The following is a 25,757-nucleotide window of genomic DNA, read 5'->3' as shown; positions in this document are numbered from 1 at the left end:
CGTAGGCACGGTCTGCCCGTTCAGGAGGCGAGCGTGACCTCGACCAGTTGAGGCCAGCCGGTCCGCGTGCCCTCCCGCGCCGCCTCGGCGAACCGGGCGTCGCCGAGGCGGCACCGCGCGGCCTGCTCGATCCGGGCCACGTCCGGGTGGGAGTGGTCCTGGAGGCCGCGCACGCCCGTGCTCGCCGCGAGCAGCCGCGCGGCCTGCTCGTGGTCGTCGCGGCGCAGTGCCAGGTCCGCTACCCCGACGAGCACCTGCGCGATCAGCGGCGCGTGTCCCGCCTCGGACGCCGCCGCGCAGGCCGCCGCGCGGTGCGCCCGGGCCTCGTCGAGGTCGTCGTCGAGGTAGCCGAGCAGGTCGTGCGTCACCGCGCGGATGTGCGGCCGCTCCGCCTCGTCGCCCAGCAGGGCCGTTGCGGCGTCGAGTTGCTTGTGTGCCTCCTCGGCGTCGCCGCCCCACCGGGCGAGTCCCGCCTTCGAGAGGGCCAGCAGGGCCAGCGCGCCCGGCCAGGTGGCCCGCTCCGCGTACCGCTGCGCCTCGGCGAGGGCGGCCGCGCTGGCGTCCTCGTCGCCCATCAGCCAGTACAGCTGCGCCTGCTGCGACCGCATCCGGATGACGTCCTCGGCGGCGCCGAGCTCGGTGACGACCGCGATGGCCTCCTCGTAGTGCTCGCACGCACCGGCGAACTCGCCGCGCACGGCGATCCGGTCCGCCAGCTCGGTCAGCGCGAACGAGATCCCGAACCGCTCGCCGAGCGCCCGGAACTCGGCGAGCGCCCGCTCCAGGTAAGCGTCTGCGTTCGCGCCATCCTGACCGTCCGGCCCGTCCTGGCCGAGCACGATCCGCATCTTGCCCAGATGCAGCCGGGCCAGCGCACGCGCCCAGGGGTCCTCGTCGTCGAGCAGCGAGGCGAACGCGGGCAGGAACGCGTCGGGCGTTCGGAGCATGCGTTCCAGCGGGGTGACGAACCCCATCAGCGGGTGCCGGGACCGACTGTGCAGGCTGCGCCGGCTGAACTCGTACGCCTTGTGGATCCACTCCGCGGCGTGGTGTTCGTCGCCCGGCCCGGAGGTCACGAAATTCACCATCAGCGCGTACACGACGGCCCGGACCTCGTCGGTCACCTCGCCGGGCACCTCGGTGGCCGCGGTGAGGTGCTCCATGCCCTCGGTCTTGTGCCCGCTGAGCCACCAGTACCAGCCGGCGCCCGCCGCGAGCCGCATCGCCGCCTGCGCCTCGCCGGCGGCGAGCGCGCCATGCATGGCAGCACCGATGTTGTCGTGCTCGGCCCCGAGCGTGGCCAGCCAGTCCAGCTGCTCGGCGCGACGAAGATACGGTTCCGCGGTCTCGGCGAGCTCGGTGAAGTAGGCGAGATGCGCGTGGCGCGCCAGGTCCGATTCGCCCGCCTCCGCGAGCCGCTGCCCGGCGTACTCCTTGATCGTGCCGAGCATGCGGAAGCGCGAGGCGCCGTCCCCTTCGGCGAGCAGCAGCGACTTCTCGGTCAGCGCGGTGAGCAGTTCGAGCACCTGCTCCCGGTCGATCGCGTCGCCCGCGCAGACGCGTTCGGCCGCTTCCAGGCTCGCCCCGCCGGAGAATACCGAGAGTCTCCGCAGGACCATCCGTTCGGCGTCGGTGAGCAGCTCCCAGCTCCAGTCGACCACCGCGCGCAGCGTCTTGTGCCGTGGCAGCGCGGTGCGGCTGCCGCTGGTCAGCAGGCGGAACCGGTCGTCGAGACGGTGGGCGAGCTGGTCGATGGACATGGTGCGCAGTCTGGCCGCGGCCAGTTCGATCGCCAGCGGCATCCCGTCCAGCGCCCGGCAGACGCGCACCATCGTCGCCAGGGTGGGGGCGTCGACCGTGAGATCCCGGCGCACCGCCCCGGCCCGGTCCCGCAGCAGCTGGACAGCGGGTGAGGACTCGATCTCGCCCGGGCCTGCGTCCCCCTCCGGCAGGGCCAGCGGCTCGACCGGCCACAGCGCCTCCCCGGTGATGCCGAGCGGTTCCCGGCTCGTCGCCAGGATCCGCAGCCGCCGGCACTCCCCGAGCAACCGGTGGGCGAACACCGCCGCGGACTCGATCACGTGCTCGCAGTTGTCCAGGATCAGCAGCGCCTCCCGCTCGCGGATCGCGGCGACGATCCGGTCCGTCAGCTCCGCGTGCGGGGCCTCGCCGAGCAGGGTGTCCCGGAGGCCGAGCCCGGCGAGCGTCGACTGCGCGACGTCACCGTCCGCGCCGAGGGCGGCGAGCTCCACCAGCCAGGCCCCGTCCGGCAGCTCGCCGAGCAGAGTGCGGGCGGTCTCCGTGGCCAGCCTGGTCTTGCCCGAGCCGCCCGGCCCGATCAGGGTGGTGAGCCGGTGTTCGGCGATGAGCTCGCGGACCGCGGCGACATCGGCGTCCTTGCCGACGAAACTGGTGAGTTCGGCACGCAGGTTGGTCTTGCGGCTCTCCTCGCGCCGCCCCAACTCCCCCCGCAGCAGGGCTACGTGCACCGCGGACAGCTCGGGCGAGGGGTCGGCGCCCAGCGTGTCGGCCAGGGCCTCCCTCGCGCGCTGGTACACCAGCAGCGCCTCGCTGTCGCGACCGGCCGCGACGAGGGCGCGCATCAGGGTGGCGACGAGCCGTTCCCGCACCGGGTGCGCGGCCACCAGGTCGGTCAGCTCCGTGACCACCTCCGCGCCGCGCCCGAGAGCGACGTCCGCGTCGGCCCGCTCCTCCGTGGCCGTCAGGCGCAACCCCTCGAGCCGGCCGACCGCGGCGTCGAACGCGGCGCTGTCCTGCAGACCGACGTCCTGGAGGGCCGCACCGCGCCACAGCCCGAGGGCCTCCCGCAGCAGCCGCACCCGCCGGGAACCGTCCTCGGTACGGGCCTGGCCGGCGACGACCAGGCGTTCGAACCGCACGGCGTCGACGGCGTCGGGCTCCACCGTCAACCGGTACCCGTCCGGCTGCCCCTCGACCACCCCGTCCGGCAGCACCTTCCGCAGCCGGGACACCAGGCGCTGGAGGGCGTTCGTCGCATCGGCGGGCGGGTGCCCTCCCCAGATCCAGTCGATGAGCGACGCCTTCGGGACCACGTGACCGGGCTTGAGCGCGAGGGCGATCAGCAGTCCGCGCAACCGCGCGCCCGGCACGTCGGCCAAGCCGCCGTCGTCCGCGCGAACCTCCAGTGGACCCAGCATCCCGATCTGCACCCGCTGATTTTGCCACGGGTGTTCGGCGGGCCTCTGAAGATCAACGACCAAGTTCCGGGCCCGCGGCCTCAGTCGGGATTCGCCGCGTGTGACGCCGGGGGCAGGGGAGTGCCCCGGGCGGAGGGTTACCGGGCGGGAACCTCAGAAGTAGCGCAATTATTACGAGCAGGCGTTGCTGCGCCGGTCACCGCCTGTCAGGGTTTCGGCAATCTCAGCTCTCCCGAGATACCCGGAGGCGCCGTGCCTGTCCGTCGTACCGTGGTCGCCGCCGCATCCGCCGCGGCGATCGCAGTCCCCCTCGTCCTCGCCGTCAATGCCGGCGCCCAGCCGAGCACCGGCTCCTCGTCCCCCGCCGCATCCGCGGCCGGCCTCAAGCCGCCCGCCAAGGAGGCCGTCGCCACCGGCAGCGGCGGCGCGGTCGCCAGCGTCAACCCCTACGCCTCCCGGGCCGGCATGGAGGTGCTGCGGCACGGTGGCAACGCCGTCGACGCCGCGGTCGCCACCGCCGCGGCGCTGGGCGTCGTCGAGCCGTACTCGGCGGGCATCGGGGGCGGCGGCTACTTCACGTACTACAACGCCCGTACCGGCAAGGTCAGCACCATCGACGGGCGGGAGACCGCTCCGGCCCGGATGAAGTCGGACGCCTTCCTCGATCCCGCTACCGGCAAGCCGATCCCGTTCCCCGACGCCGTCAACTCCGGTCTTTCCGTGGGCGTACCGGGCTCTCCGGCGACCTGGCAGAAGGCCCTCCGTGACTGGGGGACGATCTCGACGGCCAAGGCGCTGCGGCCCGCGACCCGGCTCGCCGCGGACGGCTTCGTCGTCAACGACGAGTTCCGCGCCCAGACCGAGATGAACGAGAAGCGCTTCCGGAACATCTCCTCCACCGCGAAGCTCTTCCTGCCGCACGGTGAACTCCCCGTCGTGGGCTCGCGGTTCCGCAATCCGGACCTCGCGCGCACCTACCGGCAGCTCGGCCGCGACGGGATGGACGCGCTCTACCGCGGCGCCATCGGACGCGATGTGGTCAGGACCGTGCAGCACCCGCCCGTCGCGCCGGGCTCCGACGCCAAGGTGCGTCCCGGTCTGATGGCGGCAGGCGACCTCGCCAAGTACACCGCGCTGCGCCGCGATCCGACCCACACCACCTACCGCGGCCTCGACGTGTACTCCATGGCGCCCTCCTCTTCCGGTGGCAGCACCGTCGGTGAGGCGCTCAACATCCTGGAGAACTTCCGCCTGTCGGCGGCCGACCGGGTGCAGGCGCTCCACCACTACCTCGAAGCCAGCCGGATCGCGTTCGCCGACCGCAACCGGTGGGTGGGCGACCCGGCGTTCTCCGACGTGCCCACCAAGGAGCTGATGGCCAAGAAGTTCGCCAAGGACCGCGCCTGCCTGATCAGCCCCACGGCCACCCTGACCAGCCCGGTCGCGCCCGGGGACCCGCGCCGGCCGGGCGCCGGGTGCAAGAAGGGGACCGGTACCACCGACCCGTACGAGGGCCCCTCGACCACGCATCTGGTGGCCTCCGACCGCTGGGGCAACGTGGTCTCGTACACCCTCACGATCGAGCAGACCGGCGGCTCCGCGATCACCGTGCCCGGACGCGGCTTCCTGCTCAACAACGAGCTGACCGACTTCGACTTCGCGCCGCTCGCCAAGGACGTGCCCGACCCGAACCTGCCCGGTCCGGGCAAGCGGCCGCGCAGCAGCATGTCCCCGACGATCGTCCTGAAGCACGGCCGGCCGCTCCTCGCCGTCGGCTCACCCGGAGGCGCCACGATCATCACGACCGTGCTGCAGACCCTGGTCAACCGCGTGGACCTGGGCATGACGCTGCCCGAGGCGGTCGCGGCACCCCGGATCTCCCAGCGCAACCGTACGGACACCGAGGCCGAACCGGCGTTCCTCAAGTCCCCTGAGCGGGCCGCGCTGGACCGGCTCGGCCAGCACTTCGTCGAGGCCCCGAAGGCATTCACCCCGTCGCCGGAGATCGGCGCGGTGGCCGCCCTGGAGTTCCTCTCCGACGGCCGGACCCAGGCGGTGGCCGAGCCGAAGCGGCGTGGTGGTGGGTCCGCGATGGTGCTGCACGAGACCCGCGCCGCGGGAGGCCGGCACTAGGCACCCGTAAGGCACCGCAGCAGGAGCGCGCACGGCGTCCCCGCCCTCTGGGCAGGGACGCCGTGCGCGTGCCGTCAGCACATCTTGTAGTCGGTCCGCGTGGAGTTGTAGGAGCAGCTGTCGGCCGTGCTGCCGCTCGCCCTCCTCAGCGTGGCCGTGTCGCGGTCGTTGTTCCACACGTACGCGGCGCGGCCCTGGTAGCGGTGCGCCGCGGTGTTCGTGCCCCTGCCGGTGTGGACGGTGACCGTCCTGCCCGCGCCGAGCGAGTAGGAGCCGAAGGTGTACTTGTGCCGGGAGGCGTCCGTCAGCGTCCACCCGGTGAGGCTGACGGCCCTGCTGGTGGAGTTCTTGATCTGTACGTACTCGGCGTTGAGGCTCGCGGTGGAGCGGGTGTCCGAGCCGGGGCTGTCGTAGTAGATCTTGTAGAGGTGGACGGAGCCGGCGGCCTGCGCGGGCGCGGGCAGCAAGGCGGCGCCGGCAGCGGCCATGACGGCAGCGGCAGCGAGGGCACGCAAACGAAGCATGAGAGTCCTTGGGTTCGGGCCGGGCACCCCCCACTGCGGGCCCGGCGGACGCTCAGATTAAGGACCGAGTGCGGGAAAGCGTGCTGACGTTACCCAGTCGCGACATAGCAAGACACAACGGATTCGCTCAAAGTTCAACAACTTGCCTGCGGGGTGCGGTGGTTGGCCGTCCGCACGGCCCCGGAAGGGCCGGTGACCTCAGCTTCCGTACATGCTCCGGCACAGCCTCACCAGGTCCTTCCGGACGTGGCGGGTGGCCATCCGGCATACCACGCCGGGGTCGACCGTGGCCCGCGGACGGGCCGGCTTCCGCGCCGTGGGCGGGGCGGCGCGGTGCTGGTGCGCCGGGCGGGCCCCGGCCGGGCGCGGCCGCGGTGCGGCGACCCGGGGCGGGCGAGGCGTCCGCCGCTCCCGCGACACCGTTTCCGCGTGGGCCGCGGCCCGGTGAGCGGGAGGCCGGTGCCGGTGTCGGTGGCCGGTGCGTGGCCCCGACGGCTGCTTCCCGCCGGGGCGGGCTTCGGCGACCGCCATCCGCTCCCGGGGCCGGCCCGGGGTGGGCAGGCGCAGCGGTGCGGGCCGGTCCGGAGCCAGGGTCCGCCCGTCGTGTGCGGGGAGCGGATCCGGCCCGGACCGGCTGTCCGACACGGAGACGCAGCCGGCGGTCGCCACGAGGAGGGCCGCTGCGGTGACGAGGTGAAGAAGAGAAGGGCGCACGGGCCCTCACGGTGTCGGATGGCGGGGGACTGTCCAAACGACACTCCGGTGCGTCACCCGGACGAAGGCGGCAGCGACGCCGGCACCGCGTGTGAGGCGTCGATGCGCCGAGGGGGCCGGTTCTGACGCAGTGTCAAGGTTGGGCCGGGGCCGCCGACTCCGGGAGGGGGTCAGGCCGTGGCCGTCTCCGGAGCCGCGGGCGGCGGTGCTACTTGGCGACTTCCGCGGGCGGGCTCATCCAGATCGTGTCCTCGCAGACGTCCAGCAGGGTGCGCCGGCCCGCCTCGTCGCGGGCGACTATCGGCCGGCGGCCGCCCTCGTAGTCGTGCGGCGCGGCGACGATGGCCTCGTCGTTGCTGACGATGCAGCCGGGGGACGCGGCCGTGGAGGCCGGGCGGGTGGCGCTGTCGGAGTCCTTGTAACGCAGCGCCGTGGTCACCGTGCCCCCGCCCCGCAGATCGATCGGCGAGGGCGTGCCCCGGCCCGCCCCGTCGGCCTCCGGCCCCTTGCCGACGTGGACCTCGAAGAGCGGGTAGCCGCCGAAGACGCAGGGCCGCGCGCTCTTGTTGACCACGGACAGCCGGGCGTCACGATGCGTGCTGTGCGGCGCCTTGTGGAGGACCGTGAGTTTCCACTTCAGGCCCTTCGTCGTGCAGTTGGCGTGCAACGTCGCCATCCGCGGCGAACCGCAGCCCACCAGGCCCAGCCCGGCGATGACGGTCAGTGCCAGCGCGGCGGTGGCCGCGCCGAGAAGTGAACGCCGCAGCACGGCTTCCCCCGTTCCTCACGTAGGTGTCCCTGCGGGTAAGGAGGCGATTCCGGCGCTCGGGGTTGCCTGACGTGATCGTGGCCGGGGAGAAGATCGTCCGGCGGGGGCCGTGGACCGCTTCTCCGGTGCGCCGGGCGTGGGCTGAGCCGACATGCCGATGTCACTCGAACGGCGTAGCGTGAGAAGGGAGAAGGGCCAGGTCCGAAGCGTCGCCCGTCAGTGCCCTCCGGACCGGTCCACATCCCGAGTCACCGATGTGTGCGGTACGCCGTGCGCACCGGTGCGATGGGCTCCTACACGCCTACGAGCGATGCACCCACGGTCGGCCGGGCCGGTCCGGAACATGGCGTCCGGCACTGCGCCGCTTCGTGAGCGCCGCTGTGACGCGAGACATGCCATGAACGGATTCGCCGACCGGCTGATGCTCCGGTACATGGAACCGGCGCAGGTGGCGAGTCTGCTGGTGCCCCCGGACGATCCCGACCGGCACCGGGTGCGGTCACTGCTCGCCGCGGTCTATGAGCCGAGCCTGCTCGAAGTCCGGTTCGTGGACGCGGTCCGGGTCACCGCCACCCAGTTCCAGGTGCCGGTGAGCCCGCCCGTCACGGTCCGCGGCAGCTGGGAGAAGCTGCTGCCGGACGCCGCGCACGCCCGGGCCACCCTCGACATCCCGGCGGTCGCACCGCCGTACTGGATAGACCTGGGACTGGACACCGTGGTGACGGCCCGGGTGGTACTGACCTCCGGTGCGCTCGACGCCCTCGGCTCCGAGGACCTCTCCGGGCTCACCGAGGAGGAGTTCGCCGCACGGTTCGACTTCCTGGACCTCACCGAGCTGATGCGCCGGGCCGGCGTCGCCGACTACGCGGAGCTGCAGGCCCAGTTCCCCCGGCTCTACCGCCTGCACTACGCGGAACCGCCGCCCTTCGACCCGGGCGCGCCCGGCCGTACCTACCGGCTGCGCGTCTCGGTGCTGTTCTTTCCCGACCTGGATCTCGGCGCCGCGCTGCGCAGGCTGGTCCAGTGCCGACAGGCGCTGGACGACACGCGCCCGCGGCCCGACGAGTACGACGGCGGGGCTCTGCTCGCCGCCAGTGCGTGGCTGGCGGTGTTCCCCGCCGCCACGCTCGCATCCGACACCGCCCCGGGGACCGAGAAGCAGGTGTCCGACCTGCTGGCCGCCGCGGGCTTCGTGGCCGCGTTCGAGGACGTCGCATGAGCACGCGCAGCCGCACCGGTTCAGGGCCCGGGGCCGGGCCCCACCCGGCGCGACGTCCGGCCGGGCGGGCGTCACGCCTCACGTAAGGAGCGGTCGATGGCGGTCAAGTACATCGATGTCACCGCCAGCAGCAATCTTTTCGCGCCCGCCGTCCGGGCGTTCGGGGACATCGCCATCATCGGCAGGGGCGGGATCGGCACCGCCGAGTCCCCGCCCATGGACTTCACCTCGCCGTCGGCCGCGGCCGACGCCTACACGGGCGGGTCGACCACACTGGCCGCCGACGCCGCCGAAGGGGCGACCAGCGTCACCGCCGCGGTCAGCGTCCCGGCCGCCACCGCCGTGCGGATCGGCACCGGCACGGCCTCGGAGGTCCGTACGGTGACCAACGCGACGTCCGCCGCGACGGGCTTCACGCTCACCCTGGACGCGGCCCTGGCGCACGCCCATGCCAGCGGGGACGCGGTGACGCAGGAGAGCGCGAACGACCTCGTGCGGGCGATCGGTGCCGCGTTCAACCAGTCGCCGCCGCCGACCAGGGTGTGGGGCGTCCAGGTGGACTCCACCGGACCCGACTGGGACGCGGCGCTGGCCAGGACGGGCAAGCTGGACGTGCAGATCGTGGTGCTCGCGAACACGCCGCTCAACTCGGCGAACGCGCAGACGGTCGGCAAGCTGGCGACCCATGTCTCGACCATCGAGGGCGACGGCAAGGAGCGCATCGGCGTGGCCATGCTGGACGGCGCCCTGACCGCCGACGACGCGATCGCCCTGAACACCGGGGCGGTGCAGAAGGAGCGCATGGTGCTCGTCGCGCACCGGTCGCCCGACGACGTGGCGGCCGCCACCGCCGGCGTCATCGCCGGGTACCGGCCGCACATCTCCCTGCTGCTCAAACCGATCAGCATCGCGATGACGCAGCGGTTCTCCGAATCGGAGATCGACAAGTACGACACCCACCTCATCAACTGGATCACCAGCCCGGTGCTGCTGCCCGGCCAGGCGCTCTACCTCGGTGAGGGCTACACGGCCGACTCCAGCCACAACAAGAAGTACATCGACATCGTGCGGACCCTCGACGACGTCAACTTCCGGATCAAGGCGGCGCTGATCCAGGCGATCGGGAACCTGCGGATCAGCCGGGTCGGCCTGCGCTCCGTCGCCACGCTGGTGGAGTCGGTGCTCGCGCCGCTGGTGTCGCAGGAGGTGATCGAACGCTTCACGGTCGTGATCCCGCTGCTGACCCTGCTGGACAAGGACCCGGCCGACCTGACGGCGGCGGAGGCGAAGGAGATCAAGGACGCCCGCAGCGCCCGCCGGGCCGACATGACCATCGAGGTCGTCTACGCCGGCGCCATCCACCGGCTCGCCGTCCAACTGGTCTTCACCGGCTGACGGGGCCCGGCCGGCGGCAACGAGGGAATCCGAGGAAGTGAGAGACCATGCCCGACACCCTGAAATGGGACACCCGGCTGGCAGTGTCGGTGGATGCCAAACCGGTGACCCCCATCGACTCCTTCAACCCGACCTTCAACGTCCCGGTCCAGCCGCTGCACTCGCTGGAGGCCGACAACGTCGCGCACATCGTCCAGCCGCAGGCGTTCACCTTCACCATGGCGGTCAAGGCGATCGGCACGTCCGTGGCGACGCTCACCGGCCTCGCGATGGCGAACACCGCCTTCAGCGTCGTGGTGCAGCAGGGGAAGGGCAGCGACTGGACGTTCAAGAGCATCGCGTTGAACGACTGTTACATCACGTCCGTCGCCAGCACCATCGTGATCGACGGCGTGCCCACCACCACCTTCAACTGCATCAGCCTGCAGGCCGTCCCCACCGGCGCCTAGCCGGCGGACGATGCCCGGCGGGCGGACGGAGAGCCCCATGTCGGACCCGAACCAGGACCCGGTCCCGGACCAGGAACATGCCCAGGCCGTCGAGCGCCCCGGGCTGATCGAGGTGCACCAGGGCGACAAGGTCGTTCCCGCGCCGGGCTCGGAGGCGGCGGTGTCCGCCCGCTCGGCCACCGAGGTCCACTACTACTTCCCGGTCCATGTGGTGATGGCGGGAGACGTCACGGAGGAGGCCGGCAGCGCCGTCGAGACCAGGATCTGGAACGCGCTGTACCAGGCGCTGAGTTGAACCCGAGGAGCCCGGGATGCCACGGTTGTCGTGTCACTTCCCGATCACCGTGACGGTCGTCGGAGAGCCCTCACCGGCGGCGGTCGAGAAGCTCGGCCGCGTCGTCGAGGAGGCGCTCGCCGCCCGGCTCAGGCTCGCCCGCCGCCACCTGGAGACGGTCACCGGCCGGACACCGGCCGCCCCCGTCCAGGCCGGCGAAACGCTCGACCGGGGCAGGATCGGCGCCACCGGGCAGGTCTACCGGGTGCCCGCGTACGACGGCGGCGGCGCCCTCCAGTCCGTGCGGCTGGAGACCGCGCAGCCCCGGCAGCGCGACCCCGCGACGCTCTCCGACACCGACCTGGAAGCCGAGTACGGGCACGCACGGAGCTGGCTCCTCGGCCACCAGCGGGTGGACGCCGGCTACGCCGCCACCAAGGCGTACCTGGAAGCCCTGGAAGCGGAGCTGCTCCGCCGTACTCCCGCGGCATCCACCGCGACCGCCGGCGGCCCACCCGCGGCCGCTCCAGGACCGAGGATCGGCGCCACCGGCCCGCCGCCCCGCACGCCGGTCGCCCCGCCGCCCGCCATGATGTCGGGCGGGCACGCGGTGCCCCACGACGAGGAGATCGCGGTGACCGGCGCCCACGCCGGCGGAGCCTACGGCGAGCACGACCTGCCGTTCGCACTGGGACAGCGCGGGATCCGCCTCGTCATCACCTCGTCCGGTCCGGGCGCGCACCCGCTGACCGGCCACGGCTTCGACGCCGTCGGAGTGGACCCGAAGAGCGGCGAGCTCCTGCTGTACGACAACAAGGGCTCCGGCAGCCTCGGCAAGGCCGAGGGCAAGAAGGCCACCGCACTCGGCAAGAACCTCCGGAACAGCCTGGAGGAGGCGATCGCGAAGATCCGCGCGATGCCGGACTTCCCCGAGAAGGCGGACGTGCTGCACCGGCTCGACGCCTCGCTGTCCGCCGTCAAGGCCGGCAAGCCCATCCCGCCCGAACTCAAGGTGCGGCTGAAGCTGACGAACGCCGGCGGATACGCCCACGGTGCGCGCAACCTGCCGCCCGGCGTGGAGTACGAAGACGTCGTCGGCCCGGAGGTCCGGGAGGCGCGCAGGAAGAACATCGCCGACGCCGAGAAGGACAAGGTCAGCACCAGCCGTCCGCGCTCCCACGCGGACACCGAGGCCATGCGCGTCCGGGTCGGCGGGGCGATGTCCCGGCAGCCGGTGAGGGTGCCGCTCGGGGTCCGGATCAGGAGCCAGGTGCGGAGCGCCGGGCTCGGCCTGGCCAGGATCGGCGCGATGGTGCTCTGGAACGCCGTCATGTCCAAGGTCGACCAGGCGATCGAGAACTGGTTCCTGACCCGGTGGGCCGAGCCGAGGCTGAAGGCGTTCGAACCGGAGATCCAGGCCCGGCTCGACGACCGGCTCGCAGAACTGGTGGACCTCCAGCTGCGCCGCCCCGGACAGCCGCTGTACGCCGTCGTCTCCCTCCTGACCACCCTCGAACGGGGCGGCGAGGACGACACGGAACTGGAGAGCTGCGAGATCCAGTTGGTCTCCGTCTCGGTCGCGGCCGAACGGGTCGAGCACAGCACGGTCGAGTACGTGCGCACCCACCCCTGGCACGGGATCCGGGTGGTACGTGACCTGGTCAGGACCAGCTACTCGGTCGAGCTGGAGCCACTGGGCACGGCGGAGCTGGCGGCCGTGCTCCGGGCGGAGATCGCGGCGGAGGAGGCGGCGGCGGGCGCCCGGTCCGCCGCGCCCGAGCAGGAACGCGCCTCCCAGCGGCGACGCGACGAACTGGCCGCACAACTGGCCCGGTTGGAGCCGGCGCCATGACCCCCGGAGGCGGCACGCTGACGATCCGGCTGCACCTGCCGGAGTCGGTGACGTTCGACGGTGAACCGGCGCCGGACCGGCAGCGGGCGTGCGAGCAGGTGCTGCTGCGCGCGGTCGCCAGGGCCGCGGACGGGCTGCGGGAGTCCGGCCTGCGGGTCGCCGGCGCACCGCCACCGGCGGGCGAGGCGCCCGTGACGCCGCCCGCCACGGCGGCCGCGGTCGCGGGGGCCGTGGCGGCCGAAACGGCCGGCGGAACGACGCCCGGCGGCGTCCACCTGGCCTTCGCGGTGCCAGCCGACCTGGGGGAGGACGTGACGGACCGGGCGGCCGGCCCCGGGGCGCCGGAACCCGTTCCGGCGGCACCCCCGGGCGGGCCGGCCACCCGTACCGCTGCCCCCGCCGCCGCGTCCCCGGCTCCGGCGGCGCCTCCGCCGCCCGCCCCGGCCGGCACCCACCCCGCCGGCCCCGCGCCGTCCGAGAGCGGCCGGGACGCGGGGGACGCCGTGGTCGAGGGGCTCAGCGGACTGGAGGGCCGGGCGGTGATCATCCTGCCCGGCGCGCGGATCGTGACCCTGGGTGGAGCCACCCGGTACGTCCGGGCGAGCAATCTGAGCCGGGCCGTCCAGCTCGGCCGCGCCGTCTTCGGCACCACGTCGTTCGCGCTGCTGGAGGGCCCGGTGGGAGCACCGGACAGCAGGCTGTGGGTGGTGGCGACCACCCCGGTCGTCTCCAACCAGGACCTGGAGGTCGCCGGGGGCCGGCCGCCCACGGGGCAGCGGATGGCGGCCGTCCTGCGCAGCAAGCTCCTGCGGAGCGTGGAGGACCCCGCCGGGCACCGCTACGACGTGCTCACGGTGGTGTCGAAGGAGCGCAACCCGCTGACCGCGGACCGCGAGGCCGGCCGTCGGCTGCAGGCGCGGCTGGCGGAGGGCGGACCGGAGCTGCCGGAGGAGGAGGCCCGCCGGCTGGTGTTCGAGGACCTCGACCGGCTGGTCGACCAGGTGCTCGGCGGGGACGAGAGCCGGCTCCAGGAAGCCGCCGAACGGCTGGCCGCGCTGGACGCCGTGGCGTTCGGCCTCGTCGACCTGTCGACCAAGTCCCGCTATCTGCGGGTCCTGATCACGGCATGGACGTGGGAGAGCCAGGAGCGGGCGATCGTCGAGATCATGCGCTCGCTCCGCAGCGTCACGGAGCTGGAGTCCGTCCGGGAGATGCTGGTCGCGGCCGGGGTGGCGAACCAGCTGTTCGACGACCTCGGGGACACCCTGTGGGACCTGCTGGTCACCGTTGGCGGGCGGTTCGGGAAGAAGGAGCCGTTCACGGTCGCCGTCGTGGGGCGGCTGGTAGATGAGGCGTTCCAACTGTCCCCCGAGGTACGGGAGTCGATCCGGAACAACGTGGTGGCGGGCGAAGCCGTCCAGCTGACACGGTCGGCGTGGATCGAGGTCGACGCCGCCGTCGGCGCCGTCGTGGGCCTGCTGCGCGGGATGATCGAGGGGCTGGCGATGCTGGTCACCCGGCCCGCGCAGCTGCTCGAAGGGCTCGGCCAACTGGCCCGGATGGCCGTGATGTTCCAGCTGGCCGGATACGGCTACGCACCGGCCCGGGCCGAGTGCGCGCTGGTGGTCCAGCAGATCGGCCCGAAGCTGGCGGACGGCTTCCGGGGGGCGGCCGTGCTGCACGTCGGCGAGAACGTGACGGCCAGGATCAAATGGGCGGTGATCGTGGAGGTCGCGTCCTGGTTCGTCGGGATCGGGGAACTCAAGGCGGTGGCCGAGGCCGTCGGCCTGAGCGAGAAGCTGGCGCTGGTCGCGCGGTTCCTGGGCCTCGTCGGCAAGGTGGCGGAGTCGGTCGAGGGACAGCGGCTCGCGGTCAGGCTGAGCCGGGTGGCCCGCGCGATGCACGCGGGCAGCACCGTGTTGCGGGACGTCGAGGGCGAGCGCGAGGTCCTGCGACTGCTCGACCACCTCCCGGTGGAGGACAGGAGCCGGCTCGCCGCGCTGCTCGAACGGTTCGACGTCACCGAGGGCAGCACCCTCGCGGAGCTGACCGCCCATGCCGAACTCGGGGCCGCCGTACGGAACTCGCTGGGCAAGGCGGAGTCCCTCCAGACGCTGGCCGCCAAGTCGGGCGGGCTGAGCGAGGAGCTGGGGACGGCGTTCCGGCACCTGGCCGGCCCGGGCGGCTTCACGGAAGCGGAACTGGCCTCCCTCGCCACGGCGTTGAAGCCCGGTGAGGGCAGGACGTTCCTGGCCGCCATGGAGCAGATCGGGCTCGCCCGGATCGGGCCGGCGGCGGAGGTCGGCATCGACTTCCTCACCGTGCTGGCCGCGGACACCCGCCGGATGGACGCCGTACGGGAGGTCGGCTGGCGGGTGGTGCAGGTGGCCCTGGACCAGGCCGGGGGCGAGGTGGCGGCCTGGGACGCCATCCTGCTGGAGCTGGTACGGCTGCAGGACGACGCCCGCCGGACGAAGCGGTTCACGGCCTACCACACGATGCTGCAACAGCTGGAGCGCGGTGACGCGGAGGCGTGGCGCGTGGTCGCCGGCGCCCGCGCCGTGGTCCCGCAGGTCGAGCACGCCGCCGTGCTGGCCAGGATCAGGTCGATCCGGGTCCGGTACCGGGGCCGGGCGGTGGCCCGCGCCGCGATGGAGCGGCGGCTGGAAGCCCTGCGGAGGCTGTCCAAGAAGGACGCCCGCATGGCGATGGAGATCATCGAGGCGTTCGAGGAGCGCCGCCTGGACCGGGCCGGCCGCTTCGCCGACGCGGAGGACCTCGCCGCGGCGTGGGACGACGCCGCCACGTGGGCGAGCCACGACCAGCAGGCCCTGCTGCACGAGGCGGGGGAGGTGCCGCCGGAGGCGCCCACGCTCTCCGACACCCCCAACAAGCCGGTCACCACGGGCGGACGGCCCTCGGACGCGCTGGAGCGCAACATGGCCGAGGCCGGCGACCCGCGCCCGCCCGGCCACGAGACCCACCACATCGTGCCGGAGGGCGATCCGCGGGCCGAGATCGCCCGCCGCATCCTGGAGGACGCCGAGATCGACGTGCGGCAGGGCGCGGAGAACGGCATCCACCTGCCGCGTACCTCGACCGATCCGCGCACCGTCGCGGAGGCGGCGACCCGGCACCCCACCCTGCACACCAACGCGTACTACAAGGAACTGACGCTCCGTCTGATCGAGGCCAAGCGTTCGCACACCGTCCGGGAAACGCTGGCGGTGCTCAAAGGGGAGCTCAAGAACGGGCGGTTCTTCCACGTCGAGGACGGCGCGACCCGCGGAGAGCGGTTCGCCGACTGGCTGATGCAGCACGAGAAGGACTTCGACTGGCTGACGGCGGACGAACTCGAGGAGATCGTCGAGGCCACCCGCCGCCGGTCCCGCGCCACCCCCACGCCCGCACCCCTCGCGTCGCCCCCCGCTCCTCCCGCACCCGCACCGCCCGCCGAGCAGCGGGAACCGGGCGACGAGGACCAGGAGAGGTAGGGCCGTGCCATGGCCGCCGGCGTGAACGTCCCCGTCCTGATCGGTGCGGTGCCGCTGCTCACCGTCACCAGCCTCACCCTCAACGAGGGCTACCAGGTGGCCCGGATCGCGGGCAGCCGGCTCGCCCAGCTGGTGTCACCGACCGCCAGGACGATCACGGTGGAGGCGGTGCTGGTCGGGCGGACCCGGCTGCTCATCAAGAAGAGCCTGGAGGCGATGGCGCTGACCTCCCGGGCGCTGGCACCGGCCACCGCCCCCGCGATGAACCTGGCCGGGCTCCCCGTGGTCTGCGGCATGACCATCAGCCTCGACATGCAGATCACCAGCCTGCGCTTCACCCAGTCCAATCAGAAGCGTGACGCCCTCGACGTGAGCGTCACGCTGGAACAGGTACCGCGCTCCAGCCTGACGGCCGTCCTCGGCGAGGCGCTGGACCTGGCCCTGGCCGCCGGTATGGCCGCCGTACCCACCGTCAGCGACATGGTGCCGGCACGGCGCCAGCTCGGAGGTCTGGTATGAACCCGTCCGACACCGTGACCGCCTCCGGCGCGGCGTACCCGTACGGCACCGAGGACACGCTCGACTTCCATCAGCTGCCCGTCGATCCGGACGAGGGCCTGCCGCAGGCATTCACCTGCCCGATCGGTGACACGGCGTACGACTTCGGCCTCTACGCCAACCTGGAGACGGGCGACGACGACCCGCCGGGGACGCTCTACGACCTGGCCGCGCCGAGCCGGATCAAGGTCCCGGAGCCGCCTCCCGGCTATCTGGTGCTGCGGGTGGTGCGGCTGGGCGCGGAGGGGCCGCGGGTGGAGTTCCTGTGCAAGCTGGTCGCCGAGCCCCCACTCGTCCACCGCACCGAGCGGCTGGCGATCCGCCTGCTGGAGGCCAAGGTGGCCCGCGGCAACCTCAACGGGCGCGGCCACTACGGCAGCAGCATCGTGATCGGGGTGGCGCAGCGATGGGCGTGATCCTCTGGTACCGCGTGGCGTTCCCGCGGCTGCACCTCACGGTGTCCAACGACGTCTCCGGAGGCACGATCCTCAGCGACGCCGACATCACCGTCGAGTACGGCTTCGGGCAGCCCGGAAAGTTCGACATCCACCTCGCCGCCCTGCCGCTGTCGGCGCACCGGACGCTCGCCGGTGCGCTCACCGGCGAGCGGGGCACCGACGGCGGCGTCGAGGTGGAGATCACCCTCGGCTACCTGGAGTCGCCGGGCTCGCGCAAGCCCGTCCTGACCGGCCGGGTGGACGGCATGACGGTCTCGGAGCGTTTCCCGCCGCTGGGCGTGAAGCTCACCGGCTACGAGGAGGCCGCGTTCAAACTGCTGACCACCCGCAACATCCTCGGCAAGGACGGCAAACCCCGGGCGGCCCAGCTGTCCGCGGTGAACGTGACGCCCGCCCAAGCCGCCGACGCGATCGTCACGCTGGCGCACGCGACGCTGGCCGACGGGGCGACCCCGAAGGAACCGCGGCGGCCCGGCATCAACCTGGACGGGCGCAACGCCTTCGACCTGCTGGAACAGCTCGCGGGCCAGTACGACGCCGAAGTCCTGGTGCAGGAGGGCGTGGTGCAGTTCGGTACCGCCGTCACCCACCCCGCGACCACCGGCCCGGCCCTGCCGCCCGACCCGACCGCCGTACTCGCGCTGCTCAACGGTGAGGACAGCCTGATCGTGCCCGGCAGCAAGGCCACCGCCCGGCTCGCCGAGTTCGAACCGGTCCAGGCCGGCGCGACGGGCAAACACCGGGTGGTCACCGACCTCCCGGCGCAGACCTCCGTGCCGGCCTTCGACTTCACCGTCCTGGGCCTGCCGGAGCTACGGGCCGGCCAGCGGGTCGCGGCCAGCGTGCAGGGCTACCAGAACCCGTTCCAGGGCTTCCGGCTCCTCCAGGTCACACACTCCTTCTCGCCCCGCACCGGCTACGTCTGCACCGGGCGCGCCGCCGTCTTCAAGGACGGCGCGGAGAACCGGCGCAACACGGAGGCCGCCCGGCTGGGCAGCCCGATGGCGGTCGCCGACGCGATCGCCGGCCGGATCCGTGACGCGCAGACCGTCTCCCCCTCCGTCGACGCGGGCCAGGTCCGCTCGGCCAAGCCCGACAAGCGGGTGGCCGACCTGGCCTACGGGCAGGGCGGCGCCGCGGCCGCCGTCTCGCCGAGCGTCGACCTGCCGGTCGAGGACAGCGGCTCAGTGCTCCGCGACAAGCCGCTGGCCGCCCCGTTCGCCTGGCACAAGGTCGGCCTGTCGGTGCCGGTGTACGAGGGCATGCGGGCGTTGCTCAACGAGGTCCGCGGCTCCCGGGAGGACTCCGTGGTCACCGGGTTCCTGTGGGCCAACGAGGAGCCGATGGACCGCCCGAAGGCGCAGGCCGGCGACTGGTGGCTGTGTCTGCCGACCAAGCTGTCCGCCGGCAGCCCGCCGCGGCCCGAGGGCAAGGGCGTCAGCGACCTCACCGCGGCGGACGGCCGCCGGGTGGTGGAAGCGGTCGGGCTCAAGCTGACGGTCGGCACGTCCGGCTGCTCCGACGTCGGGGAACGGCCTGCCGAGGGCCCGGCGGAGGAATTCGTGGTGAGCCACAGCTCGGGCGCCGAGGTGCGCATCGACAAAGACGGCAACGTCACGGTCTCGGCCGGCGCCGGGAAGGACGTCACGGTCTCCGCGAGCGGCGGCAAGGTGGCACTCAGCGCCGGCGGAGCGACCCTGACGGTCGGCGAGGGAAAGGTGGCGATCAGCTGATGCCACGGGTACTCACGGAGGGCGCCGTCCTCCAGTGTTCGCACGGCGGACAGACCCGGCTCACCGCCGGGGAACCGACGCTCACCGTGCAGGGGCACGGGGTCGTCACCGCGGGCGCGGAAGTCGGCTTCCGGTTCGGGGCCGCCGACCTGCCCGTGCCGGGCATGCTCACCCCCTGCCCGGTCAGGACGCCTGACGGCAGCTCCCCGCTGCCGTGCACCATCGCGGCGCCCGCGACACCGGCGGGCCTGTCGACGAAGCTCACGGCCGGCGGCAAGCCGGTACTGCTCGACACCGCCACCGGAATCACCGTCAGCAGCCCGGCACCGGGCAGCTGGAGTGTCGCCGATGCCGGGCAGTCCACCCTGGAGGCGATCTGATGACGGACATCGGCACCGGCACGCCCGGCGACCCCGGGCCCCTCGGTCCCGTCCCCGGCACACCGGGCCTCGGCCTGCCGGGCGCCACCGCCCCCGACGGCGGCGCGCCCAGCCTCGGCCGCAGCCTCCGGGCCGACGCCGGCGACCTCGTCATCGACGACCGGACCGGCCGGCTCACGACGGTCGAGGGCCTGGACGCCCTGGCCCAGGCCCTGGTGCTGACCGTCGAGACCCAGCTGGGCAGCGACCGCCTCAACACCGGCTTCGGCTTCGACCGCCTCGCCGTCGGCCGGTACGCCCTCGGCGTCCACGCGCGCAAGGAGTACATCAAGATGGAGCTGGTCCGCTGCCTCAGCGCGGACCGTCGCGTCACCGACGTCCGCGAGGTGTTCTTCCAGGACGATCCGCGCTTCTTCGAACTCCGGCCGGGCCTCGACGAAGCGGCCCGGGAGCGGATCGCCGAAGCGGCCCGGACCGGCCGTACGTACACGGTCTTCGCGCTCGTCGACACCGTCGCCGGCGACACGCTGACGCTTCAGTCAGGGGGACGCCTTGAATGACCTCGACCAGTTCGGCGTGACCGCGGACGGCTTCGTGGTCAAGGGCATCGACCGCATCATCGCCGACCAGCAGGCCCGCGCCCGCGCCATGTTCGGCAGCGACGTCGACCTCACCTCGGGCAGCGCGCTGCGCAAGGTCCTGGACGCCGCCGCCGTGCACGTGCAGGAGTTGTGGCGCGGCCTGGAGGCCCAGTACTACGCCAACTTCGCCACCACCGCGCAGGGGCCCGCCCTGGACCTCCTCGGCACCGACCTCGGCCTGCCCAGACAGCCCCTCCAGGCCACCGGCGAGATCACCCTGACCCTCGCCGGTGCCGAACCGGAGCGCCGGTTCGTCCTGCCGCAGGGCACCGTGATCGAGACCGTCGACCCGCCCAGGAAACGCCTGCGCACCACCGCGCCGGTCCGGCTGTCCGCCGGTGCGCCCGCGGTCACCGTGGGCGTCCGGTCCGTCGAACGCGGCCCGGACGGCAACCTGCCGGCCGGCCGGCCGCTGCGACTGGAGCCCACCTGGGCCCAACTGCACCTCAACCTGGGCCCCGCCACCGTCACCCCCGCCAACCCCGCGCCTGTCCTCGGCGGCGAACTGGTCGAACCCGACGACGTCTACCGGGCCCGGCTGCTCGGCGTGCCCCGCACGCTGTGGACCCAGGACGCCGTGCTGGCACGCATCCTGGACGTGCCGGGGGTACGGGACGCGGCGATCTTCGACCCGCACGGCGGGGTGGACGCCTCCCACAGCCGGTTCAACACCTACCTCTTCGGCCAGCGTCCCTTCTCCGCACAGCGCCAGACCGGCTCGCCGTACTACTTCGACGTGGTCGTGGCGGTCGAACCCGGCTGGCCCTGGCTCCCGTCGGACGGCGCCGTCCCCGCCGTGCACGACGCCGTCCTCGACATCGTCCGGCAGTGGCGGCCGGTGTCGATCTTCCCCAACATCAATCCGGCGAACCAGGTCGACGTCGGCATCCGGGCCACCCTGCTGATCCAGGCCGGACACGACCCGGACGCCATCAAGGGCGAGATCCTCACGGCCGTCCAGGCCGGCGTGGATCGGCTCCGCCTCGGCCGCGGCGTCCTGCACTCCGACATCGTGCTCGCCGCGCGCGCGACAGCCGGAGTGGTGGACGTCCAGAACCTCCGGCTGCGCCGCTGCGCCCCGGCCTTCGGCGACGTCACCCTCTCCGGCGCGGTGTTCGGCAACGCGCAGGAGCTGTCCGTCGGCGAGAACCTCGTGCTCGCCCCCGACGAGATCGCCCGCTTCGCGCTCGACAGCCCGCTCATCGACCTCCAGGTACTGAGCCAATGACCACCGACTTCCTCGACGTGCTGCGCGGGGGGCTCACCCCGGCGTACGACCGGGGCATGGAGCGGCGCACCGTCCAGCTCCTGCCGCACGACGACGGGACCCTGCACGCCCGCTACGACTTCCGGGCCTACCTGGACCGCTACGGGCGGCTGCCGGACGCACCCCGGTACCTGCTCACGCCCCGGCGGCAGAGCACCGAACCGCTCGTCGTCCGCGTCTGGTTCACCCGCACCCCGGGGCAGGACGAGGAAGCCGTCGACGTGCCGATCCCCGCGGGCTGGCCGGCCGGCCGGAGCCTGGCGGTGGAACTGCCCGGCCGCGCAGCCGAACTGAGCCACCTGGTGACGCTGACCCGCGTCCAACCGCTCGCCCCCGCCCCCGGCGCGGCAGCCGACTGGCAGGTCACCGCACTGCTCGGCAACCTCGCCAAGCTGCTCTGGGTGATCGGCCGCGACTACGAGGAACTCACCGGGCGGCTCGGGGAGGTGGCCGCCCAGCGCTTCGCGCACAGCGCCCGCGGCGCCAGCCTGGACCTGCTCGGCGAGGACCTCGGCGCGCCCCGCTTCCCGCCCCGGCCCTACGGCTGGGACGACCTGACGGTGGCGCTCTACCACCTGGACGACCGGCCGCCGGCCCCCGCGACGGAGGCACCCGGTGCGGAGCCGGAGGTGGTGCACGTCGCCGACGCCGGCGCGCAGTTCGGCGCCGCCGACCACCCGGGCACCAACGCGGGGGCGCACAGCGGGCGCACCGGACGGTTCTCGGCGGCCTTCGAGTTCGCCGGCCCGGGCCGCGTCACCGTCGACCCCGGCCCCGACTTCGCCGTCGGGCCGGACACCTCGTGCACCGTCGAGGCGGTCGTACGGCCGGACCCCGCGGCCACCGGGACCGGAGCCGTCCTCGCCAAGTGCGCGCTGCTCAGTTCCGCAGCCGCCCCGGGCTGGTCGCTGACCGTCGGACGCTTCCGCGGACTCGACCGGAACCTGCGGCTGTCGGTCTCCGACGGCAGCACGCTGGTGGAACTCTTCGCCGACCGGGACCTCGGCGACGGCGTCTTCCACCACGTGGCCGGGGTGGTGGAGCGCCTTCCCCGGCCTCCCGGTTCCGGCGCGCGGCCGACTGCGGTGCGGCTCCACCTCGACGGGGTGCCCGTGGCCCGGGAGCGCCGGGACCTGCTGGGCGCACTGTCCAACGACGAGCCGGTCGTGTTCGGCCAGGGCCGGGAGTCACCGGCCGCCACGACCGCCGACGCGCAGTACGCGGGCCTGCTCCAGGAGGTACGGATCTCGCGGACCGCCCGGACCTCCTTCGAGCCGGTGACCGGGGAGGGCGACGACCACTACCGGATGCGCCTCCGGCTGTTCCAGCGCTGGTTGTTGCCCACGCCGGACGCCCTCCGCGCGGCGCTCAACGAGGCGGGCCCGATCGCCGGGCACGACGAGCCCTTCGACGTCGTCGAGGCGACCGACCGGCCGGTGACCGGCTCCGTCACCCTGCGCGTGCTCCCGGCCGCGCTCACCCAGGGGCAGAGCATCGCGGCCGACGGCGACCAGCGGGCCGCCGAGGACGCAGCGGTCGGCACCCCGGAGGACGAACCCGACTTCGACCCGGGCTGGCTCTGCCGCCACGACGACCACGCCGGACTCGACCTCGGCGCGGACGAGGGCCAACGCCTGATGCAGCTCGGCGTCCTGCTGACGCTGGACACCCTGCTGGAGCGGCTCGCCGGGCAGCGCGGGACGCTGAGCGTCCTGCGGGCCTACGACCCGGCCGCCACCGACCTGCACCGGATCGGCCGGGCCCTGCTCCTGCGCCACGACACCCTCCCGCCCGACGACCTCGGCGTGCACGCCCACGCCGCCGGCTTCGGCTGGGTCCAGCACACCCGCGACGGCCTGATCCACGTCGCCCAGCCGCCCGCCCCCGCCTTCCGCATCCTCACCACCCCGCCGACCTCGCGCGTCCGGGCCGGCGACGAGCTGACCCTCACACCGGATCCGGACCCCGCCCGGCTCGCGGGCGCCGGGGTCCGCTGGTCGGTCACCCGCTGCGGGCCCGGCGACGCCGAGGTGCGGCCCGGCAACCCGACGGTGCTGCACACCAAGGCGCCCGGCGAGGTCACGGTCCAGGTGGAGGTCACCCACGCCGGCCACACCCGCGGCGGCAGCCGGGTCGTGCACATCGGCCTGCCCGCCGGCGGGCTCGGCACCGGCGAGTCGGTCAGCCGCACCGGAGTGCCCGCCGTCACCGAGGCGCAGGCGGCCGGGCCGCCCACCGACGACTTCGACGAGCGCTTCCTGCTCCTGCGCACCGACGACCTGACCGACACGCACCGCGGCGTCGACTACGGGCCGGACCTGGCCAACCGGCGCATGCAGCGCGTCACCGCTCTCGCCCTGGACCGGCTGCTCGACCGGCTCCACGGCGAGGACGGCCAACTCCTGGTGACCGGCGCCCACGACCCGTCCCTGACCGGCCTGCGCGCCCAGGGCCGGGCCCTGGTGCTGCGGCACTCCGAGCTGTCCGCGGGCGAGCTGTCCGCGCGCGCCTTCGACGCCGGATTCGACTTCGTCGAGGTACCCCCGGACGGGGTGCCGACGGCCGCCGGCCCACCGCACGTCGAGGTGGCGGTGGCCGCCGGCGAACAGGTCGGTGTGCTGGGGCCGTTCGAGCTGGTCACCGGAGAGACCACCACGGTCATCGCCGTACCGCACCCGGCGCCCGCCGACGCCTGCTTCGCCCCCGACGGCGCCCGGGCCTACCTCTCGCTCACGGGCAGCCACCGGATCACCTCCTTCACCGCGGCTGCCGCCACCCGGAACGACCTCCCGCGGCTGGCCCTCGACCGCTCCGTCCCGGTGGCGCCCTTCCCCGGCGCGCTCTGCTTCGCCGGCGGCCGGGTGTACGTGGCGCACACCCGGGTGGGCGCGGTCTCGGTACTCGATCCGGCCGGCCTGACGCCCGCCGCCCCCGCCCTCACCGGCCCGAGCCCGGTCGCCCTGGGCACCGACGGCGGCCGTCTCTTCGTCGCGTACGCCGGCGACCGCACCCTGCGCGCGTACGACCCGCAGACCCAGCAGCAGACCCGCAGCGTGACGCTGCCCGGGGTGCCCCGTGCGCTCGCCGTGAGTTCCCGCAGCCCGGTGCTGGCCGTGCTGCTCGACGGCGGCCGGTTCTGCCTGGCCGACCGGGCCACGCTCGCCCTCCAGGGCTCCGCGGTCGGTACCGGCCCCGGCGCCGAGGTCCGCACCGCGGCCTTCACACCGGACGGGGCGAAGCTGTACGTGACGCTGGAGCCCGCGAACCACGCCGCCTCGATCCAGGTCTACCCGCGCGGTTCCACCACCGCGAGCGCCACCGTCGACGGCTTTCCGGCGGACACCGGGCCGCTGGCACTGGGCGCCGACCCGGACGGCAGGCACCTGTACGTCGCCACGGCCGGAGCCGGAGCGACGGCCGGCCGGGTGCACGTCATCGACACCGCCACCGACGTCCTGCTGCCCCAGGCGCTGACCCCCGGCGGCGACTGCCGTGCCCTGGCGGTCAGCCCCGCCGCGGCGCCCTACCGCCGCTGTCTGCTGGCCGCCCCCGAGGGCGCGGCGAGCGTACTGCTGGCCGACCCGGCCCCGCTCGGCCAGTCCCCGCCGCTGCCACCGCAGTTGGTCTCCCGACGGCCGCTGGGGCCCGGGGGAGACCAGGAACTCACCTGGTCGGTGGACCCGTCGGGACACGGCAGGGTGGCGGCCGCCTCGCTGGTCAACCCCGTCAACCGGGTCGAGGGCCGGGCGCCGGGCACCGTTCCGGTGCGGGCCGGCTACCTCGCGAGCGGCGGGCTGACCCCCTACCAGTGCGAGGTCCGGCTCAACCGGGAACTCGACGCCGCCGGGGCCGAGATCGGCAAGGAACGCTACGACCTCGTGCTGAACATCCTCAACTGGTTCCACCCCCTCGGCGTGGAGTTCCGCACCGAAGGGCTGCGCGCCCACGTGCGGGAGCTGTCCGGCACCGCCGCCGACCTGCTGCCGGCCTACACCTTCCCGACGTACCACACCGCCGACCAGCGCCCCGCACGATTCCGCCGATCCGACAAGGATGACCAGCGATGATCCCGTTCTACGTACCGAAGTTCTCGCACACCGACTGGATCGACAACGAGGACCGCGTCCAGGCCGGCGGCGAGAACGGCTTCAACATCCGCTTCCACAACCTGGAATCCGAGTTCGCGGTCCTGGCGAGGGAACACCTCAACCCGGTGATCCGCTCGCTGACCAATGTGGAGACCTGTCTCTCCCTGGTGCCGATACTGGCCCCGAGCAAGCAGATCGAGCAGCCCGCGAACCCGCCGCTGACCCCGTCGCCGGGCCAGCCGCTGCCGCAGCCCCCGCCGCCGGTGCACTGGGAACTGGTCAACGACATCGCGCAGAAGCCCGCCACGGCCACCGAGGCGCACGGCATCATGAACATCACGCTCCCGGACGGCGTCGAGATCAAGGCGCTGCTGGTGACCGGCACCCGGCAGCCGCCCGACGGCGTCATGCCGACGGTCGTGCTGCGCCGCCGCGTGGTCGCGGGCAACGAAGGCGCGGAGGAGATCGTCCGGGTCGGCCAGTTCGGCACGCCGGCCGTCCCGGCGGCGCAGGCCGTGGTGAACAACCGGAGCCACCGCCACTTCCTTCAGGTGGACCTTCCGACGGTGCCGGTCGGGGACACCGTCAAGCTGTTCTGCTTCCAGATCACCTACCAATGACCGCAAGGAG

General features: G+C 73.4%; 18 protein-coding genes. 15 read left to right on the top strand and 3 right to left on the bottom strand.

Annotated features, from left to right (window positions below; translation table 11 throughout):
- Positions 1-20 precede the first annotated feature (20 nt).
- The gene (locus OO62_RS02250) at positions 21-3,191 is read right to left on the bottom strand and encodes an AfsR/SARP family transcriptional regulator (protein ID WP_033265406.1); all 3,171 of its coding nucleotides are present in this window, start codon (positions 3,189-3,191) and stop codon (positions 21-23) included.
- Between the two features lie 285 nt (positions 3,192-3,476).
- On the opposite strand from OO62_RS02250, the gene ggt reads away from it, so the two are divergent.
- The gene (gene ggt, locus OO62_RS02245; protein WP_398742067.1) at positions 3,477-5,312 is read left to right on the top strand and encodes a gamma-glutamyltransferase; all 1,836 of its coding nucleotides are present in this window, start codon (positions 3,477-3,479) and stop codon (positions 5,310-5,312) included.
- A 74-nt stretch (positions 5,313-5,386) separates the two neighbouring features.
- Here the strand turns inward: ggt and OO62_RS02240 are convergent, their stop codons facing one another.
- A complete protein-coding gene (locus OO62_RS02240) occupies positions 5,387-5,836 on the bottom strand; it encodes a lamin tail domain-containing protein (RefSeq protein ID WP_033265404.1) in 450 nt (149 codons plus the stop codon).
- Positions 5,837-6,758: 922 nt separating this feature from the next.
- Positions 6,759-7,319 (bottom strand): DUF4232 domain-containing protein, encoded by a 561-nt coding sequence (locus OO62_RS02235; RefSeq protein ID WP_033265403.1) that lies wholly within the window; start codon positions 7,317-7,319, stop codon positions 6,759-6,761.
- Between the two features lie 397 nt (positions 7,320-7,716).
- Between OO62_RS02235 and OO62_RS02230 the strand changes: the two genes are divergently transcribed.
- The 14 genes from OO62_RS02230 (at position 7,717) to OO62_RS02165 (ending at position 25,747) form a co-directional block, all read left to right on the top strand.
- Complete coding sequence (locus OO62_RS02230; RefSeq protein WP_033265402.1) at positions 7,717-8,538, top strand: hypothetical protein; 822 nt, start codon at positions 7,717-7,719, stop codon at positions 8,536-8,538.
- A 96-nt stretch (positions 8,539-8,634) separates the two neighbouring features.
- The gene (locus OO62_RS02225) at positions 8,635-9,933 is read left to right on the top strand and encodes a hypothetical protein (RefSeq protein WP_051732549.1); all 1,299 of its coding nucleotides are present in this window, start codon (positions 8,635-8,637) and stop codon (positions 9,931-9,933) included.
- Between the two features lie 47 nt (positions 9,934-9,980).
- On the top strand, positions 9,981-10,382 hold the full coding sequence (locus OO62_RS02220) for a hypothetical protein (protein ID WP_033265401.1): 402 nt from the start codon (positions 9,981-9,983) through the stop codon (positions 10,380-10,382).
- A 37-nt stretch (positions 10,383-10,419) separates the two neighbouring features.
- Complete coding sequence (locus OO62_RS02215; protein WP_033265400.1) at positions 10,420-10,677, top strand: hypothetical protein; 258 nt, start codon at positions 10,420-10,422, stop codon at positions 10,675-10,677.
- A gap of 16 nt (positions 10,678-10,693) precedes the next feature.
- Entirely contained in the window at positions 10,694-12,508 is a 1,815-nt protein-coding gene (locus tag OO62_RS02210; protein WP_129322896.1) for a hypothetical protein, read from the top strand.
- A complete protein-coding gene (locus OO62_RS36885; protein ID WP_051732547.1) occupies positions 12,505-16,002 on the top strand; it encodes an AHH domain-containing protein in 3,498 nt (1,165 codons plus the stop codon). The genes OO62_RS02210 and OO62_RS36885 overlap by 4 nt, the downstream gene beginning before the upstream one ends.
- 9 nt (positions 16,003-16,011) lie before the next feature.
- A complete protein-coding gene (locus tag OO62_RS02200; RefSeq protein ID WP_033265398.1) occupies positions 16,012-16,521 on the top strand; it encodes a hypothetical protein in 510 nt (169 codons plus the stop codon).
- Positions 16,518-16,976 carry a hypothetical protein gene (locus OO62_RS02195; RefSeq protein ID WP_033265397.1) on the top strand — a complete coding sequence of 153 codons (459 nt, stop codon included), beginning with the start codon at positions 16,518-16,520 and terminating at the stop codon, positions 16,974-16,976. Before OO62_RS02200 ends, OO62_RS02195 begins: the two co-directional genes overlap by 4 nt.
- Positions 16,967-18,751 (top strand): hypothetical protein, encoded by a 1,785-nt coding sequence (locus tag OO62_RS02190; protein WP_033265396.1) that lies wholly within the window; start codon positions 16,967-16,969, stop codon positions 18,749-18,751. Before OO62_RS02195 ends, OO62_RS02190 begins: the two co-directional genes overlap by 10 nt.
- Positions 18,751-19,131, top strand: a complete 381-nt coding sequence (locus OO62_RS02185) for a hypothetical protein (RefSeq protein WP_033265395.1) — start codon at positions 18,751-18,753, stop codon at positions 19,129-19,131. The genes OO62_RS02190 and OO62_RS02185 overlap by 1 nt, the downstream gene beginning before the upstream one ends.
- Positions 19,131-19,691 carry a GPW/gp25 family protein gene (locus tag OO62_RS02180; RefSeq protein ID WP_033265394.1) on the top strand — a complete coding sequence of 187 codons (561 nt, stop codon included), beginning with the start codon at positions 19,131-19,133 and terminating at the stop codon, positions 19,689-19,691. The genes OO62_RS02185 and OO62_RS02180 overlap by 1 nt, the downstream gene beginning before the upstream one ends.
- Positions 19,684-21,000 carry a baseplate J/gp47 family protein gene (locus tag OO62_RS02175; protein ID WP_033265393.1) on the top strand — a complete coding sequence of 439 codons (1,317 nt, stop codon included), beginning with the start codon at positions 19,684-19,686 and terminating at the stop codon, positions 20,998-21,000. The genes OO62_RS02180 and OO62_RS02175 overlap by 8 nt, the downstream gene beginning before the upstream one ends.
- Entirely contained in the window at positions 20,997-25,106 is a 4,110-nt protein-coding gene (locus OO62_RS02170; protein ID WP_033265392.1) for a LamG-like jellyroll fold domain-containing protein, read from the top strand. The genes OO62_RS02175 and OO62_RS02170 overlap by 4 nt, the downstream gene beginning before the upstream one ends.
- A complete protein-coding gene (locus OO62_RS02165; RefSeq protein ID WP_033265391.1) occupies positions 25,103-25,747 on the top strand; it encodes a hypothetical protein in 645 nt (214 codons plus the stop codon). Before OO62_RS02170 ends, OO62_RS02165 begins: the two co-directional genes overlap by 4 nt.
- Positions 25,748-25,757 lie beyond the last annotated feature (10 nt).

The organism is Streptomyces lydicus (genome assembly GCF_000717345.1).
Classification (GTDB): domain Bacteria; phylum Actinomycetota; class Actinomycetes; order Streptomycetales; family Streptomycetaceae; genus Streptomyces; species Streptomyces lydicus.
Note: the sequence above shows the minus strand (reverse complement) of the source record. Positions and strands in the feature narration are given on the sequence as shown.

Excerpts from the sequence above, each read along its gene's own strand:
- OO62_RS02240 (WP_033265404.1), bottom strand. The coding sequence starts at position 5,836 with ATGCTTCGTTTGCGTGCCCTCGCTGCCGCTGCCGTCATGGCCGCTGCC.
- OO62_RS02230 (WP_033265402.1), top strand. The coding sequence starts at position 7,717 with ATGAACGGATTCGCCGACCGGCTGATGCTCCGGTACATGGAACCGGCG.
- OO62_RS02225 (WP_051732549.1), top strand. The coding sequence starts at position 8,635 with ATGGCGGTCAAGTACATCGATGTCACCGCCAGCAGCAATCTTTTCGCG.
- OO62_RS02220 (WP_033265401.1), top strand. The coding sequence starts at position 9,981 with ATGCCCGACACCCTGAAATGGGACACCCGGCTGGCAGTGTCGGTGGAT.
- OO62_RS02215 (WP_033265400.1), top strand. The coding sequence starts at position 10,420 with ATGTCGGACCCGAACCAGGACCCGGTCCCGGACCAGGAACATGCCCAG.
- OO62_RS02210 (WP_129322896.1), top strand. The coding sequence starts at position 10,694 with ATGCCACGGTTGTCGTGTCACTTCCCGATCACCGTGACGGTCGTCGGA.
- OO62_RS36885 (WP_051732547.1), top strand. The coding sequence starts at position 12,505 with ATGACCCCCGGAGGCGGCACGCTGACGATCCGGCTGCACCTGCCGGAG.
- OO62_RS02200 (WP_033265398.1), top strand. The coding sequence starts at position 16,012 with ATGGCCGCCGGCGTGAACGTCCCCGTCCTGATCGGTGCGGTGCCGCTG.
- OO62_RS02195 (WP_033265397.1), top strand. The coding sequence starts at position 16,518 with ATGAACCCGTCCGACACCGTGACCGCCTCCGGCGCGGCGTACCCGTAC.
- OO62_RS02190 (WP_033265396.1), top strand. The coding sequence starts at position 16,967 with ATGGGCGTGATCCTCTGGTACCGCGTGGCGTTCCCGCGGCTGCACCTC.
- OO62_RS02185 (WP_033265395.1), top strand. The coding sequence starts at position 18,751 with ATGCCACGGGTACTCACGGAGGGCGCCGTCCTCCAGTGTTCGCACGGC.
- OO62_RS02180 (WP_033265394.1), top strand. The coding sequence starts at position 19,131 with ATGACGGACATCGGCACCGGCACGCCCGGCGACCCCGGGCCCCTCGGT.
- OO62_RS02170 (WP_033265392.1), top strand. The coding sequence starts at position 20,997 with ATGACCACCGACTTCCTCGACGTGCTGCGCGGGGGGCTCACCCCGGCG.
- OO62_RS02165 (WP_033265391.1), top strand. The coding sequence starts at position 25,103 with ATGATCCCGTTCTACGTACCGAAGTTCTCGCACACCGACTGGATCGAC.